At 66.2% G+C, this 13709-nt stretch carries 14 protein-coding genes; all 14 read right to left on the bottom strand.

Annotated elements, in window-relative coordinates:
• Window positions 1-13: 13 nt before the first annotated feature.
• The 14 genes from dcd to apbC all read right to left on the bottom strand — a co-directional run bounded on the left by dcd (window position 14) and on the right by apbC (window position 13647).
• On the bottom strand, window positions 14-580 hold the full coding sequence (dcd, locus tag CF70_RS10195) for a dCTP deaminase (protein ID WP_017230746.1): 567 nt from the start codon (window positions 578-580) through the stop codon (window positions 14-16).
• A 202-nt stretch (window positions 581-782) separates the two neighbouring features.
• Entirely contained in the window at window positions 783-1613 is an 831-nt protein-coding gene (locus CF70_RS10190) for a formate dehydrogenase accessory sulfurtransferase FdhD (protein ID WP_035863762.1), read from the bottom strand.
• 56 nt (window positions 1614-1669) lie between these two features.
• Complete coding sequence (locus tag CF70_RS10185) at window positions 1670-2212, bottom strand: superoxide dismutase family protein (RefSeq protein WP_035863760.1); 543 nt, start codon at window positions 2210-2212, stop codon at window positions 1670-1672.
• 13 nt (window positions 2213-2225) lie between these two features.
• Window positions 2226-2627 (bottom strand): hypothetical protein, encoded by a 402-nt coding sequence (locus CF70_RS10180; protein ID WP_035863759.1) that lies wholly within the window; start codon window positions 2625-2627, stop codon window positions 2226-2228.
• A 48-nt stretch (window positions 2628-2675) separates the two neighbouring features.
• Window positions 2676-3884 (bottom strand): formate dehydrogenase subunit gamma, encoded by a 1209-nt coding sequence (locus tag CF70_RS10175; protein WP_035863758.1) that lies wholly within the window; start codon window positions 3882-3884, stop codon window positions 2676-2678.
• A 40-nt stretch (window positions 3885-3924) separates the two neighbouring features.
• Entirely contained in the window at window positions 3925-4158 is a 234-nt protein-coding gene (locus CF70_RS10170) for a hypothetical protein (protein WP_035863756.1), read from the bottom strand.
• Window positions 4155-4820: a formate dehydrogenase FDH3 subunit beta gene (gene fdh3B / locus CF70_RS10165; RefSeq protein ID WP_035863754.1), complete on the bottom strand. Its 666-nt coding sequence runs from the start codon at window positions 4818-4820 to the stop codon at window positions 4155-4157. Before fdh3B ends, CF70_RS10170 begins: the two co-directional genes overlap by 4 nt.
• Window positions 4821-4857: 37 nt before the next feature.
• Window positions 4858-7875, bottom strand: a complete 3018-nt coding sequence (locus tag CF70_RS10160; protein ID WP_035863752.1) for a molybdopterin-dependent oxidoreductase — start codon at window positions 7873-7875, stop codon at window positions 4858-4860.
• A gap of 56 nt (window positions 7876-7931) precedes the next feature.
• Window positions 7932-8141 (bottom strand): formate dehydrogenase, encoded by a 210-nt coding sequence (locus CF70_RS10155; RefSeq protein WP_035863749.1) that lies wholly within the window; start codon window positions 8139-8141, stop codon window positions 7932-7934.
• 216 nt (window positions 8142-8357) lie between these two features.
• The gene (locus tag CF70_RS10150) at window positions 8358-8996 is read right to left on the bottom strand and encodes a TorD/DmsD family molecular chaperone (RefSeq protein WP_035863747.1); all 639 of its coding nucleotides are present in this window, start codon (window positions 8994-8996) and stop codon (window positions 8358-8360) included.
• Window positions 8997-9078: 82 nt separating this feature from the next.
• Window positions 9079-11247 carry a 4Fe-4S binding protein gene (locus CF70_RS10145; RefSeq protein ID WP_035863744.1) on the bottom strand — a complete coding sequence of 723 codons (2169 nt, stop codon included), beginning with the start codon at window positions 11245-11247 and terminating at the stop codon, window positions 9079-9081.
• A gap of 99 nt (window positions 11248-11346) precedes the next feature.
• A complete protein-coding gene (locus CF70_RS10140) occupies window positions 11347-11958 on the bottom strand; it encodes a DUF3306 domain-containing protein (RefSeq protein WP_035863742.1) in 612 nt (203 codons plus the stop codon).
• Between the two features lie 16 nt (window positions 11959-11974).
• Window positions 11975-12553 carry a DUF3305 domain-containing protein gene (locus CF70_RS10135; protein ID WP_035863740.1) on the bottom strand — a complete coding sequence of 193 codons (579 nt, stop codon included), beginning with the start codon at window positions 12551-12553 and terminating at the stop codon, window positions 11975-11977.
• A gap of 5 nt (window positions 12554-12558) precedes the next feature.
• The gene (gene apbC / locus CF70_RS10130; RefSeq protein ID WP_035863737.1) at window positions 12559-13647 is read right to left on the bottom strand and encodes an iron-sulfur cluster carrier protein ApbC; all 1089 of its coding nucleotides are present in this window, start codon (window positions 13645-13647) and stop codon (window positions 12559-12561) included.
• Between the last annotated feature and the right edge of the window lie 62 nt (window positions 13648-13709).

Below are 13709 nucleotides of genomic sequence, written 5' to 3'. Positions count from 1 at the left end.
GCATTGTATGCGATCAGGTTTTCGGCAGTGTGACGCCCTGCTGACCCTGGTACTTCCCGCCGCGATCGCGGTAGGAAGTCTCGCAGATCTCATCGCTTTCGAAGAACAGCACCTGCGCACAGCCTTCGCCGGCGTAAATCTTGGCAGGCAGCGGCGTGGTGTTCGAGAACTCCAGCGTCACATATCCTTCCCATTCCGGTTCGAACGGGGTCACGTTGACGATGATGCCGCAACGCGCGTAGGTGCTCTTGCCCAGGCAGATGGTCAGCACGCTGCGCGGAATGCGGAAATACTCCATCGTGCGGGCCAGCGCGAAGGAGTTCGGCGGGATGATGCAGACATCGCCCTTGAAGTCGACAAAGGACTTCTCGTCGAAGTTCTTGGGGTCGACGATGGTGCTGTTGATATTGGTGAATATCTTGAATTCGTCGGCGCAGCGGATATCGTAGCCGTAGCTCGAGGTGCCGTACGACACGATCTTGCGGCCGTCTTCCTCCCGTACCTGGCCGGGCTCGAACGGCTCGATCATGCCGTGCTGTTCCGCCATGCGGCGGATCCACTTATCGGATTTGATGCTCATAGGGGTATCGGGATGAACAAATGAGGGCAGGCTCGGGCGCGGTCAGGACTGACCGAGAACACTGCTCGCATTTGCTCACAGGCGCGCCGGACCTGCCGGGGCCTTGCGATGGGCCGCATTGTACAACCAAAAACCGGCGCCCCCGCCGCAATAGCACCCGCCCCCCGGCACATGGCCGGGCCAGGCGGCCCGGAGCCCCGCCTCAGGCGGTGGCCTGCTCCGGCAACTGGTGCCGGAAGCGCTCACGGCCGGTATAGAGCAGGAAATGGCGTCCGGTGCACCGCGCGAACAGGGCCAGGTTGACGCGCTGGGCCATCTGGTAGCCCATCTGGGTCACGCCCGAGCGCGACAGCAGGAAGGGAATGCCCATCTGGGCACCCTTGATCACCATCTCGGAGGTCAGCCGGCCGGTGGTGTAGAAAACCTTGTCGGCGCCACTCATATCCTCCAGCCACATCAGGCCGGCGATGGCATCCACGGCGTTGTGCCGGCCCACGTCCTCGATGAACATCAGCAGCTCGCGCCCGCGGAACAGCGCACAGCCATGCACCGAGCCAGCCTGCTTGTAGACCGACTGCTGCAGCCGGATGGTATCGACGATGCTGTAGAGCGTTTCCTGGTCCAGGGTGGCGTCGTCCGGCAGGCGGATGTTGTCGACCTCGTCCAGCAGCGAGCCGAACACCGTGCCCTGGCCGCAGCCGGTGGTCACCACGCGGCGGGAGGTGCGCTCCTCGATACGGTCCACGCCCGTGCGGGTCGTGACGGCAGCGGATTCGGTTTCCCAGTCGACCTGGATCGCGGCGATATCCTCGATCGACTCGACCAGGCGCTGGTTGCGCAGGTAGCCCAGCACCAGTGCCTCGGGCGCACCGCCCAGCGTCATCAGCGTCACCAGCTCCCGCTTGTCCAGGTAGACCGTGAGCGGACGCTCGCCCGGCAGGAAGGCCGGCCGCACGCGCCCCTGCTCATCGACCACCTCGACTTCTTCGATGAGGGGAACGCAAGCATGGGTGAGTTCGGGACGCAGGGGCATGGGTAGGGGAAAATGGACGGGCAGCGCGACCGGGCGGCGCTGCCCTGCCCCGTCCGTCAGGACTTGGCGATCACGCCGCAGGCGATGCGGCCGCCGGAGTTGCCGGTAGGCTGGGTCTTGTAGTCGTCCGGGTCCTTATGCACGACCACCGCGCGGCCCACCACGCTGTTCGGGCCGGGGGCCACGGTCACGTCGGCCAGCTCGAAGCTGGCCTGGGCGCGCCCGCTGGCGTCGGCCTTGAGGTTGTTGATATCGCCGGCATGATGGTCGGGCATCGACATCGATCCATGCGGCTTGGCCGTCGGGTTGAAGTGACCGCCGGCGCTCATGGCGTCGGGCGTGGAGCAGTCACCCTTCTCGTGCACGTGGAAACCATGTTCGGTATTGGGTGGCAAGCCCGTCACATCGACTTTGACCAGCACCGTGTTGCCGCGCTGGGTGAATGTCACGCTGCCCTGCGTCGCGGTGCCGCTCTTGGAGGCCAGCGCGGCGACGGCGGTGTCCGAACCATCTCCCATTCCCGTGCCGGCGCAGCCGGCCAGGCCGCCTGCCAGGGTTCCCGCTACCGCCAGGCCGAAAAGTACGCGTACATGCTTCATGCCGAACCTCCTCTCACGGTGATGTCCGGGGCGATTGTACCGCCCCGGTGCCCGGCGCTGCGGCCGGTTTGTGATCTGAAGGTGCCGCGACAGGGGCGGTGGAAGGGCCGCCGGCGGTAGCAGCGGCTTCGCCGGTGGCGGGCGCTGCCGCCACAAAGGGTCCGGGATCGGCACACGGCGGGGCTGACGCGCCGGCCGGTACTTCTTTGCCCTTGGCTTTCATATCGTTGAAATAGTACGCAGCCGTCTTGTCTTGTGAACGACAGAGCTGGTAGGCGGCCACCTTGTCGGCCCAGGCTGCACGTGCCTTGGCCTCGTCGGCCTTGAGTTTTTGCGCTTCGGTAGGGGGCGGCAGCTTGGCCAGGGCGCCCGTGCCGCCAAGTGCGAGGGCGAGCAGCAGCAGGATGCGTTTCATCGGTCTGATTCCTCTTCCTCGGTTTCTGTGGCGCGGCGCCGCGTTCGCTCAGGCTTCGCCGGTGCTGGCCCGGCCACCGGCACGCTCGCCGGGTTGCGGCTCGGCCGCCCGCTGCGCCGGGATCTTGCCGGACTTGATATCGTCGTACCAGAGTTCGTGATGCTCCTTGGCCCAGGCTTCGTCGACCCAGCCGTCGCGCATGGCGCGGTAGGCGCCTTCCATGCCGATGGTGCCCATGTAGATATGGCCGCAGGCCATCGCCATCATCAGCACCGCCGCGACGCCATGGATCACATTGGCGATCTGCATGGTGGCACGGTAGAAATCCATGCCAGGCACGATCATGTCGAGCACCCAGCCTGAGGCGGACAGGATCAGGCCGAACAGCACCAGCCCACCCCAGAACCAGGCCTTCTCGCCAGCGTTGAAGCGCCCGCTTGGCACATGCTTGCCGGAAACGAGCCCGCCCAGCTTGGCGAGCCACTGCCAGTCCTCGCGGGCGGGCAGGTTGTCGCGCACGAAGATCACAAAGCCGACGATCACCGCCAGCGTGAAGACCGGCCCGACGATGTTGTGGACGTTCTTCAGCAGGTACGTCAGCCAGCCGAACAAGGTGTGGCCCATCAGCGGCAGCAGGAAATGCTTGCCGAACAGCATGACGATGCCCGAAACCGCCAGCGTGACGAATGAGATCGCCATGGTCCAGTGCACCACGCGCTCCAGCGGCGTGAAGCGCTGGATCATGCGGCCGGTACGCGGCGTCCTGAGCGGGATGGTGCCGCGCCAGAAAAAGAAGGCCAGGATCGCGGCGGGCACGGCGACGATCAGCCAGCCACCCCAGACCGTGATCACGCCGTTGCGGAACAGCCGCCACTTCTGGCCGGTGCGCTTGATCAGCACGCCGGCCTCCTTGGCGGGCAGGCTGCTGTAGTGCGCCTGGTCGGAATTCACCTCGCGCCACACCGGCGCGTTATTGCCGGGCTGCGATTGCATGCGCGCCTGCTGGGCCTGCGCCTCGGCGGCGATATCGCGCTTGGGCACATTGAAGATGTTCTCCGACGCGATGCCCGCGAAGGGCTGGACCGGGTGCGTGGCCGGATTGTTCGCGTCGGCAGTCACGGCGGCGGCAGGCGTGGCGGGCGTGGCCTGTGGCGCCGACGCCTGGGCCCGCGCGGCGCCAAGCGGCGCCAGCAAGGCCAGCGTGCAGGCCACTCCCGCCAGGTAGCGGAACCAGCCAGGATTGAGCGTCGGCTTCATATGCCCTCCATCGGCTCGGCCGGGGTTCGCGTTGCCGGGGTCATGGCGTGCGGTTGTATTCGTTCTGGTTCTGGTTGCGCTCGTGGATCTGGTTCTGCCAGCTAGTCTTGTCGCCCGGCGTCCAGCCCTTGGCCACGAAGGGATCGCCCGGCGCGCCCTCGTAAGCCGGCGCGTCGGACTTCTTGTGCGCCGCGGTGGATGTCTGCGGGCGTTCGCCGCATGCGGCCAGCGCGGTGCTGCCGGCGGCCAGCAGGATCATGAGCAGGCGGATCATGATGGCTGCGCTCCGGACGCGGCTGGTGCGGCAGGCGGTGCCGCGGGCGCGGCCGGGGCTCCCTGCGCGGCGCCCTTGTTGCCATAGGCCGTCCCCCAGCCGAACACATCGCCGCCCTTGCCGCGCTTGATCACGCGGTTGCGCAGGATGTCGGCGATCACGTCGCCGTCGCCGCCCAGCAGGGCCTTGGTCGAGCACATTTCCGCGCACAGCGGCAGCTTGCCTTCGGCCAGGCGGTTGCGGCCGTACTTCTCGAACTCTTCCTCGCTGCCGTTCTTCTCCGGGCCGCCCGCGCAGAAGGTGCACTTGTCCATCTTGCCGCGCACGCCGAAAGTCCCGGCGCCGGGGAACTGGGGCGCGCCGAACGGGCAGGCGTAGGAGCAGTAGCCGCAGCCGATGCAGACGTCCTTGTCGTGCAGCACCACGCCGTCGTCGGTGCGGTAGAAGCAGTCGACCGGGCAAACCGCCATGCAGGGCGCGTCCGAGCAATGCATGCAGGCCACCGAGATGGACTTCTCGGCGCCGACGATGCCGTCGTTGACGGTCACCACGCGGCGCCGGTTGACGCCCCACGGCACTTCGTGCTCGTTCTTGCAGGCGGTGACGCAGCTATTGCATTCGATGCATCGCTCGGCGTCACAGATGAATTTCATGCGTGCCATGGTCGTTCCTTGCCCTTGATCTCAGTCTCTGTCGCAATCAGGCGAACCGTTCGATCTGGCAGATCGTGGTCTTGGTTTCCTGCATCATCGTCACCGCGTCATAGCCGTAGGTGGTGGCGGTGTTGACCGCCTCGCCGCGCACGATCGGCATCGCGCCCTCGGGGTAGTAGTCCTTGAGGTCCTTGCCCTGCCACCAGCCCGAGAAGTGGAACGGGATGAAGGCGGTATCCACGCCGACGCGCTCCGTCACCAGGGCACGCACCTTGATGCGCGCGCCGGGGGGGGTGCTGACCCAGCAGAAGTCGCCATTGCGGATGCCGCGCTCGGAAGCCGCGCGCGGGTTGATCTCGACGAAGTTCTCCTGCTGCAGTTCGGCCAGCCACGGATTGGAACGCGTTTCCTCGCCACCGCCCTCGTACTCGACCAGGCGGCCCGAGGTGAGGATGATGGGAAACTTCTCATAGAGCTTGTTATCGATATTGCGCTGCTGCAGTGACTTGTACAGCGTGGGCAGCCGCCAGAACGCCATCTTGTCGTCGTGCGTCGGGTACTTGGCGACCATCTCGGGCCGCGTGGAATACAGCGGCTCGCGGTGCTGCGGAATCGGGTCGGGGAAGTTCCACACGATGGCGCGCGCCTTGGCGTTGCCAAATGGGTGGCAGCCATGGTTCTTCAGCACCACGCGCTGGATGCCGCCGGACAGGTCGGTCTTCCAGTTCTTGCCCTCGGCCTTCTGCTTCTCCGCGTCGGTCAGCTCATCCCACCAGCCCAGCTTCTTCAGCAGCACATGATCGAACTCGGGATAGCCGGTGGTGATGTCCGCGCCCTTGGAGCATGAGCCATCCTCGGCAAGCAGGCTGACGCCATCGCGCTCCACGCCGAAGTTGGCGCGGAAGTTGCCGCCGCCGTCCATGACGTGCTTGCTGGTGTCGTACAGGTTGGGCGATCCCGGGTGCTTGAGCTCCGGCGTGCCGTAGCAGGGCCACGGCAGGCCGAAATAATCGCCCGTCAGGTCGTAGCCGGTCAACGGATCCTTGCCGCCCTTGCAGCGCAGCGTGCGCACATCGAACATCTGCATATTGCGCATATGCGACTTGAGCCGCTCGGGCGATTGCCCGGTATAGCCGATGGTCCAGTTGCTGGCGTTGATCTCGCGCAGGATGGACTCGGGCTCCGGCTCCATCCAGGTACGCCCCGCGCGCTTGACCTCGAGCAGCTTGAAGTTCTTCGACAGTTCCTTGCCAAACCCCAGGCGATCGGCGAAGGCCTGCATGATGGTGTGGTCCGGCATGGACTCGAATAGCGGCTCGATCACCTTCTCGCGCCATTGCAGCGAGCGGTTGGAGGCCGTGCAGGTCCCGGATGTCTCGAATTGCGTGCAGGCCGGGAGCAGGTAGACCGCTCGGTTCGGGTTGACCTTGTCGCCTTCGGCCGGCGGCATATTGGCCATCGCCGCGGTGGCCGACGGATAGGGGTCGATGATCACCAGCAGGTCGAGCTTGTCGAGGGCCTTCTTCATCTCCAGCCCGCGCGTCTGCGAGTTGGGTGCGTGGCCCCAGAAGAACACGCCGCGGACGTTGTTGTCCTGGTCGATCAGGTCGGGCTTCTCGGTGACGATATCGATCCATCGCGATACGGTGGTGCCAGACTTCTCCATCATCGCCTGCGAGGCGTACTGTTTCTTGATCCATTCGTAATCCACGCCCCACACCGCTGCGAAATGCTTCCACGCGCCGGTGGCCAGGCCGTAGTAGCCCGGCAGCGAATCGGGGTTGGGGCCCACGTCGGTGGCGCCCTGCACGTTGTCGTGGCCGCGGAAGATATTCGCGCCGCCGCCCGACACGCCGATATTGCCCAGCGCCAGCTGCACCAGGCAGGAGGCCCGCACGATCGCGTTGCCGATGGTGTGCTGGGTCTGGCCCATGCACCACACCAGCGTGCTGGGGCGGTTCTTGGCCATGATCTCGGCAACCTGGTGGACCTGGGCCTCGGGCACGCCGCAGACTTCCTCGACCTTGTCCGGCGTCCACTTGGCGAGGACTTCCTCCTTGACCTTGTCCATGCCGTAGACGCGGTCGTTGAGATACTTCGGGTCTTCCCAGCCGTTCCTGAAGATGTGGTACAGCACGCCGAACAGGAAGGCGATGTCGGTGCCGGAACGGATGCGCACGTAGTAATCGGACTTGGCCGCCGTGCGTGTATAGCGCGGATCGACCACGATCACCTTGCAGCCGTTCTCCTTCGCGTGCAGCAGGTGCAGCATCGATACCGGGTGCGCCTCGGCCGCGTTGGAGCCGATATACAGCGCCGCCCTGGCGTTCTGCATATCGTTGTACGAGTTGGTCATCGCACCGTAGCCCCAGGTATTCGCCACGCCGGCCACCGTGGTGGAGTGGCAGATGCGAGCCTGGTGGTCGGTGTTGTTGGTGCCGAAGAACGACACCCACTTGCGCAGCAGGTAAGCGCCCTCGTTGCTGTGCTTGGAGGAGCCGACGAAGAACATCGAGTCCGGCCCGGTCTGCTGGCGGATCTCCTTCATCCTGGCGGAGATCTCGTCGAGCGCCTGGTCCCAGCCGATGCGCTGGTACTTGCCGTTCACCAGCTTCATCGGGTACTTCAGGCGATACTCGCCATGGCCGTGCTCGCGCAGCGCGGCGCCCTTGGCGCAGTGCGCGCCCATATTGATCGGCGAATCGAAGACCGGATCCTGGCGTACCCATACGCCGTTCTGCACCACCGCATCGACCGCGCAACCCACCGAGCAATGGCCGCAGACGGTGCGGCGCACCACGATATTGCTCTTACCCTCGCCGCCGCCCCCCGGCGCATCCGCGGCGTCCGCATGGCGCAACAGCGTCAGTTGCGAGGCCGCCAGACCCGCCCCCACCCCGATGCCGGAGCGCTTGAGGAAACTGCGGCGGTCCATGGTGGGCATCGCGCCGGCCAGGCCGGCGGCCAGACGGTCGGATAGCCTGCCGGTGGCATGCCCGGCCACGGTGCCGGCCAGTTGCGAGGATGCGCTGCCCTGCGCCGCGCGCTTGCGGGTCAAGATCATGTATCACCCCTGGATGGAAACGAGGTCGAACGGGCGCGCACAAGGCGCGACACGGCTCACACCAGCGTTGTCCGGTAGTACTTGCGAATGTGTTCGGTAACCCGGTAGCCCTCGCCGTCGCCGGGCGTGACATCCGGAATGGCCGCGGCCTGCGTGGGCATGGCCGGGCCGCGCGCGGTCAGCGCAGCGGCCGCGCCGGCTGCGGCAATGACCCCCGTGCCGGCGAGGAAAGTACGGCGTGCGACCCTGGGCTGCTTGTCTTTCATGTGGGGCTCCTCGGCGGATTAAAGCCGATAACCAATCCAGTTATGTATTCTTTTGTCTATTTTAGATTGATATGTGCTGAAAAACCATGCAATACGCGGGTTTTTACTGATACCTGCCTTTAAAAAATGCCATGCCCGGTTTGTTTGAAACAAGGTTGCGGACGAGGCCGCCTCCTTCCGGCGATCCCGGCGATCCCGGCGATCCGCCTTAAAGGCTCAGCGCATGTCGAGCGCGATCGCCTCGACTGCAATGAAGGCTTTCAGCAAAGCGGCTACCTGTACATAGAAACGGGCTTGCGGATGCGCCGCCATGGCATCGCATAGCGTTTCCACCCATGGCTGAACATGGCGCGCAAAGAAGTGTTGCTGCTCTGCGAGATTGGAAACTCCCGCATCCTCGCCCGCCACCAGGAAACGCATCACTTCGCACAGCGTGGCGATATGGTCCTCTGTCTCGCTGACATTGTCCTGGCGCACCAGGCCATAGCGTGCCAGGTCGTCTCGCAGCGCCACCACCGGGCGTTCGTTGAGGAAACCGGTCTGGTAGTAGGAGCCGTAGAGGAGGACTTCCGGCTTGCCCACGCCGATGAACAATTCCTGGTACTCGTCGGCCGTCTCGGCGGCCGTCGCGATCGATGCTGCGTCGCACAAACCATTCCAGGCTTCGCCCAGCGTGGTCGCGGCGTCTTCGCCAATGGCACGGTTGGCGGCAATATGGTGCAGCAGCGCGGCGTCGGGCGCGCGATACAACAGCGTGGCCAGCAAGCCGTACAGGTCCGCGCGGGCGGTGTCCTCGGCATTGGCAGTGGCTTCGATAACCGGGGGGATCAGCTGGATGGGCTGGAAATCTGTCATTTCGTGATGGTTCTCAAGGGTACCGGGAGATCGGATTGCGGATTTGGCCGGCGCAAGCGTGCCTTGCGTCCCACCGGCTGCACTACTGCACCACGGTACCGCTTGGGGTGCCGCTGCTCTTTTCCATCATATCGACGACGCGGCAGTCGCCACACATCTTCAGGCGTTCGGCAGCCTCGCCGGCGAACGCGGGGTGGTCCGCGAGCCTGGCCAGCATGGCATGCACCATCTGCGCGGTGCCAAACGGCTTGGCGCAGCGGATGCAATGGAAGGGCTGGGTTTCGGCCAGTGTTACCGTGCGGCGCGCGTCCTCGCCGGTCAGCAGCCGCGGCACCAGGGTGATGGCATCTTCCGGGCAGGTGCTTTCGCACAGGCCGCACTGTACGCAGTTGCGTTCCAGGAAGCCAAGCACCGGACGCTCGGGATTATCGCGCAAGGCCTGCGAGGGACAAGCACCGACGCAGGCCATGCAAAGCGTGCAGCGCGTGGTATCGACAGCTACCGCACCCAACGGCGCCCCGGCCGGCAGCGGCACGCTGGCCTGAGAGCGCGGCGCGTTGCGCACCAGGTAGTCGAGCGCGAAATCCAGCGTCTCGCGTTTGGCCGCCGCGGCATGGAACAGCGCCGGCGGGAGCGCCGGCCGGCTGCTCGATTGCGTCAGTTGCGCCAATTGCGCATCCAGCGTGGCCGCATCAGGGCCATCCACCAGCGACAGGCATTCGCCCTCATAGCCAAGGCCCGCGAGAATCGCCTGCCCTACCGCCATCTGCTCTACCAGCGCCGTGCGATATTGCGGCGCTTCGTCGCCCGTGAACATCACCGCGACGCGGCTGGCGCCCCAGCAAATGGCCGATAACCACAACTCAAGTCCGCTCGCGGCCGGATGGAACAGCGCCACCGGTATCACATTGGGCGGCATGCCGCTCGCCTGGCCGGCACGCGCGGCGCGGCCAAGCGCCAGGATGGGCGCGTTACCGTATTCCTCGCCGTGCAGCAGCAGTACGGCGTCGCGGCCACCTGCAGCGCGGTAGGCCGAAACCAGCGTGCGCAAGCGCTCGCCGAGATAGTCCGGCTTGGGGTAAGCGTAGCTGATGGCACCGGTCGGGCACACCGTCGTGCAGGCACCGCAGCCCATGCACAGGTTGGGCGTGACCTCGATACGGCCGCGCCCGTCATGCCATTGCGAGCGGATCGCCTCGGTGGAACAGATATCGATGCAGGCCGTGCAGCCTGTGGTCTGGTTGCGGCCGTGCGCGCAGATTTTCTCCTTGTACTGGAAGAACTTTGGCTTCTCGAACTCGCCCACCATCTGGACCAGAGCCAGTGCCTGCGCCTGCTGGCGCACCGGATCCGCGCCGGCGTAGAGGTAGCCTTGCGGCGGCGAGTGCATGGTGAAGGCCGGCGTATCGGCCAGATCGAACACCAGGTCGAAACGCTCGGTGGCGGTCTTGACGGGACGATCGAAATCGATCGCGGCGGCGGCCCCGCAAGCCTTCACGCAGGCGCGGTGGGAGCGGCAACGGTCCAGGTCGATCTGGTAGCTGAAATCGATGGCGTCCTCGGGGCACGCCTCGATGCAGGCGTTACAGCGCGTGCAGAGATCCAAGTCGATCGGGTTGCCGCGCCCCGCGCCGGTCTCCCAGCTTGCCTCGAAGGCGCCGAGCCAGCCGCCGAGCCTGACCAGCTTGCCGCTGTGCACCGGGAAGTCCCGCGAGGCGGGTTGAGTGGCTGCGCCCATGGCCTCGCCGGTGCCGCCCAGCAGCACCGACACTTCCATGCCGGATTCGGCCAGCTTGCCGGCCCAGGGCATGGCACGGGCGGCCGGGCCGAGCACCAGCACGGCGCCGCCCGAGTGGTAGTCCACCACGGGCACCGGCTCCGGATCGGGTAGCGCGGCAGCGGCCAGCAGCGCGGCGATCTTGGCGTTGGCAGTCTTGGGATCGCGCCGCGCCCCCTGCGACCATCCGCCGGTTTCCCGGATATTGACGAAGCGCACCGGTGCCGTCATGGTGCCTTCGGCCTGGCGCCGGCCAGCTACCTCGGTGAACAAGGCGCGCTCCTGCGTGCAGGCCACGATGACATCGTCCGTGCCATCGAGCGCGGCGGTGAAGTCGCCGATCTCGCGGCGGCACAGCAGGTGGTGCACCTTGAGCGGCGGCCTGGTGCCGCTTGCGGGGGTGGAACCATTGCCCGACAGCGCCGCCCCGTCAAGCGGCATGGTGTCGTTGCAATTGCAGATCAGCGTCGGCATGGCGATGCGGCTGGCCGGCGTGGCTGCCCCTTTTTTAAGGCGTCTTGCGGCCGGCAAATTGTGGGGGAAGCCCATTGTAGGCCGCTGCGGGGGCGGCGGCTACGCGTGTTTGCCTGGGGCGGAATCGTCTGGCATGGGCGCGGTGGGATCGCCACCATGTTCTTGCGCGCGACCCTGCATTTCACGCGGCACGGCATCCGGAGGCTCCGGCGTGGCGGGCTGGCCCGGGCTTGCCTGCTCTGCCTCCGGCACCGCAGTGCCGGGCGCATCCAGCGCCTGCTCCGCCGCGCGTGCCGCAGCCAGTTCGTCGTCGGTCGGCGCAAACAGGCCCAGCGTCTCGGACTGGCGCATGCGCCGCAGCACATCGAGGGGAATCGGGTCGGGCTTGCTGTAGTCGTCGATGTAGATATCCAGCCCGTCCATCACATTGAAATGCGGATCCGCAAACAAGGTCTTGAGCGCGGCGCGCTTGACGGTTTCGTCTACGCCGCGCGCCACGAATCGCGCGATGCTGTCGCCCGGCTGCAGCAAGGCGGCGTCGGCAAGCGTGGGAAGAGGCTCGGCCGGCGCGGCAGGTTCCGCCTGCAACCGGTCAGCGGGCGCTGGCGGTTCGGCCGGCACGGGTGGCGCCGGCTCGGGCGCCAGCGGCTGCCCCTGGCGCGCCGCGGCCTTGCGGCGTGACCAGCGCGACAGGAAAGTGTCATCGCTCATGCGGTACCAGCCTGCATCAGTAGCGCGCCCGGTCCTCCGGCGCCTTGAACGATTCCGGGCGGCGGCGTTTCTTGGGCTCCGGGCGGTAATGCTCTGCCACGTAGGCGCGCAGCCAGTCGAGTTGCTCGGGCGCCAGCGGCACATTCTCGACCGTTTCGCCGGCATCGAGCCAGCGTCCGGCCTCGTTGTAGGAGAGTGTCACGGTGACCGGCAGCGGCAACGGCTCGCCATTGTCCGATGCGGGGACGGCGGCCTGGCCGCCCTCCTCCGCCATGCGCCAGAGCACGAACCAGCAGGGCGCGGTGGAGGTCAGGTTGAGGTAATACCCCTCCGCCTCATCGCGGAACAGCGTGACGCCGTAGCCTGGATACAGCCAGCGCGCGCCATGCTCGTCCTGCGCCAGGCAGTGCGGCACGGCACCGAACTCGCCGAGATCGGGCAGGACGGCGTCGAGTTCCCATTTCCACGGTTGCCAGGGGCTGCGCAGCGCCACGCGGCGCATCACCACGGCCATGGTGACGCCGGGCCGGCCAGCGGGCACAGCATCGGCCCCGGTGGCCGGGACGCCTGCGGCGGGGTCGGCTGGCGTGCCCATGGCGTTCAGGTGTTCTGCACCACGATGCTGGGGAACTTGCTGGTCATGTCGCGGGCACGGTCGGCCACCTTCACGGCCACCTTGCGCGCCATGGCGCGGTAGAGCTCGGCGATCGGGCTGTCAGGGTCGGACACCACAGTCGGGCGGCCAGTGTCGGCCTGCTCGCGGATCGAACGGTTCAGCGGCATGCTGCCGAGCAACTCCACGCCGTAGTCCTCGCACATCTTCTCGCCGCCGCCTTCGCCGAAGATATGCTCGACGTGGCCGCAGTTCGGGCAGCAGTAGACCGCCATGTTCTCAACAAGACCGAGAATGGGAATCCCCACCTTCTCGAACATCTTCAGGCCCTTCTTGGCGTCCAGCAAGGCAATGTCCTGGGGCGTCGTGACAATCACCGCGCCCGTAACCGGCACTTTCTGCGACAGCGTCAGCTGGATGTCGCCGGTGCCCGGCGGCATGTCGACGATCAGGTAATCGAGATCGTGCCAGTTGGTCTGGCGCAGCAACTGCTCCAGCGCCGAGGTCACCATCGGGCCGCGCCACACCATGGGATTGTCCTGCTCGATCAGGAAACCGATGGAGTTGGCCTGCAGGCCGTGGCCTTCGAGCGGCTCCATGGTCTGGCCATCGGAGGACTCGGGGCGGCCGTCGATGCCGAGCATCATCGGCAGGCTGGGACCGTAGATGTCGGCGTCGAGCATGCCCACGCGGGCGCCCTCGGCGGACAATGCCAGCGCCAGGTTGACGGCGGTGGTGGACTTGCCCACCCCGCCCTTGCCCGACGCCACGGCGATCACGTTCTTCACGCCCGGCAGCAGCTTGACGCCGCGCTGTACGGCATGCGCCACGATCTTCATGCTGACGGCCACGCTGGCATTGGTCACGCCCGGCAATTGCCGCAGCGCAGCAACCACCTGCTTGCGGATCGGTTCCAGCTGGCTCTTGCCGGGATAGCCCAGCTCGACTTCAAGCGACACATCGCCGCCTTCGACCCGAACGTTGCGGGCAGAGCGGGTAGACACCAGATCGCGGCCCGTGTTGGGGTCGATCACAGTGCGCAGGACTTCGGTAACCTGGTCGACGGTGAGGCTCAAGACAATCTCCGCTACTGAATATGGGGAAGGCGCGTACTGTATCAAAGTATGCGCGAAGCGCA

It is taken from the genome of Cupriavidus sp. SK-3, assembly GCF_000611145.1.
In the GTDB taxonomy this organism is placed as follows: Bacteria; Pseudomonadota; Gammaproteobacteria; order Burkholderiales; family Burkholderiaceae; genus Cupriavidus.
The sequence above is the reverse complement of the archived record's forward strand: the minus strand, read 5'-3'. Positions and strand labels throughout refer to the sequence as shown.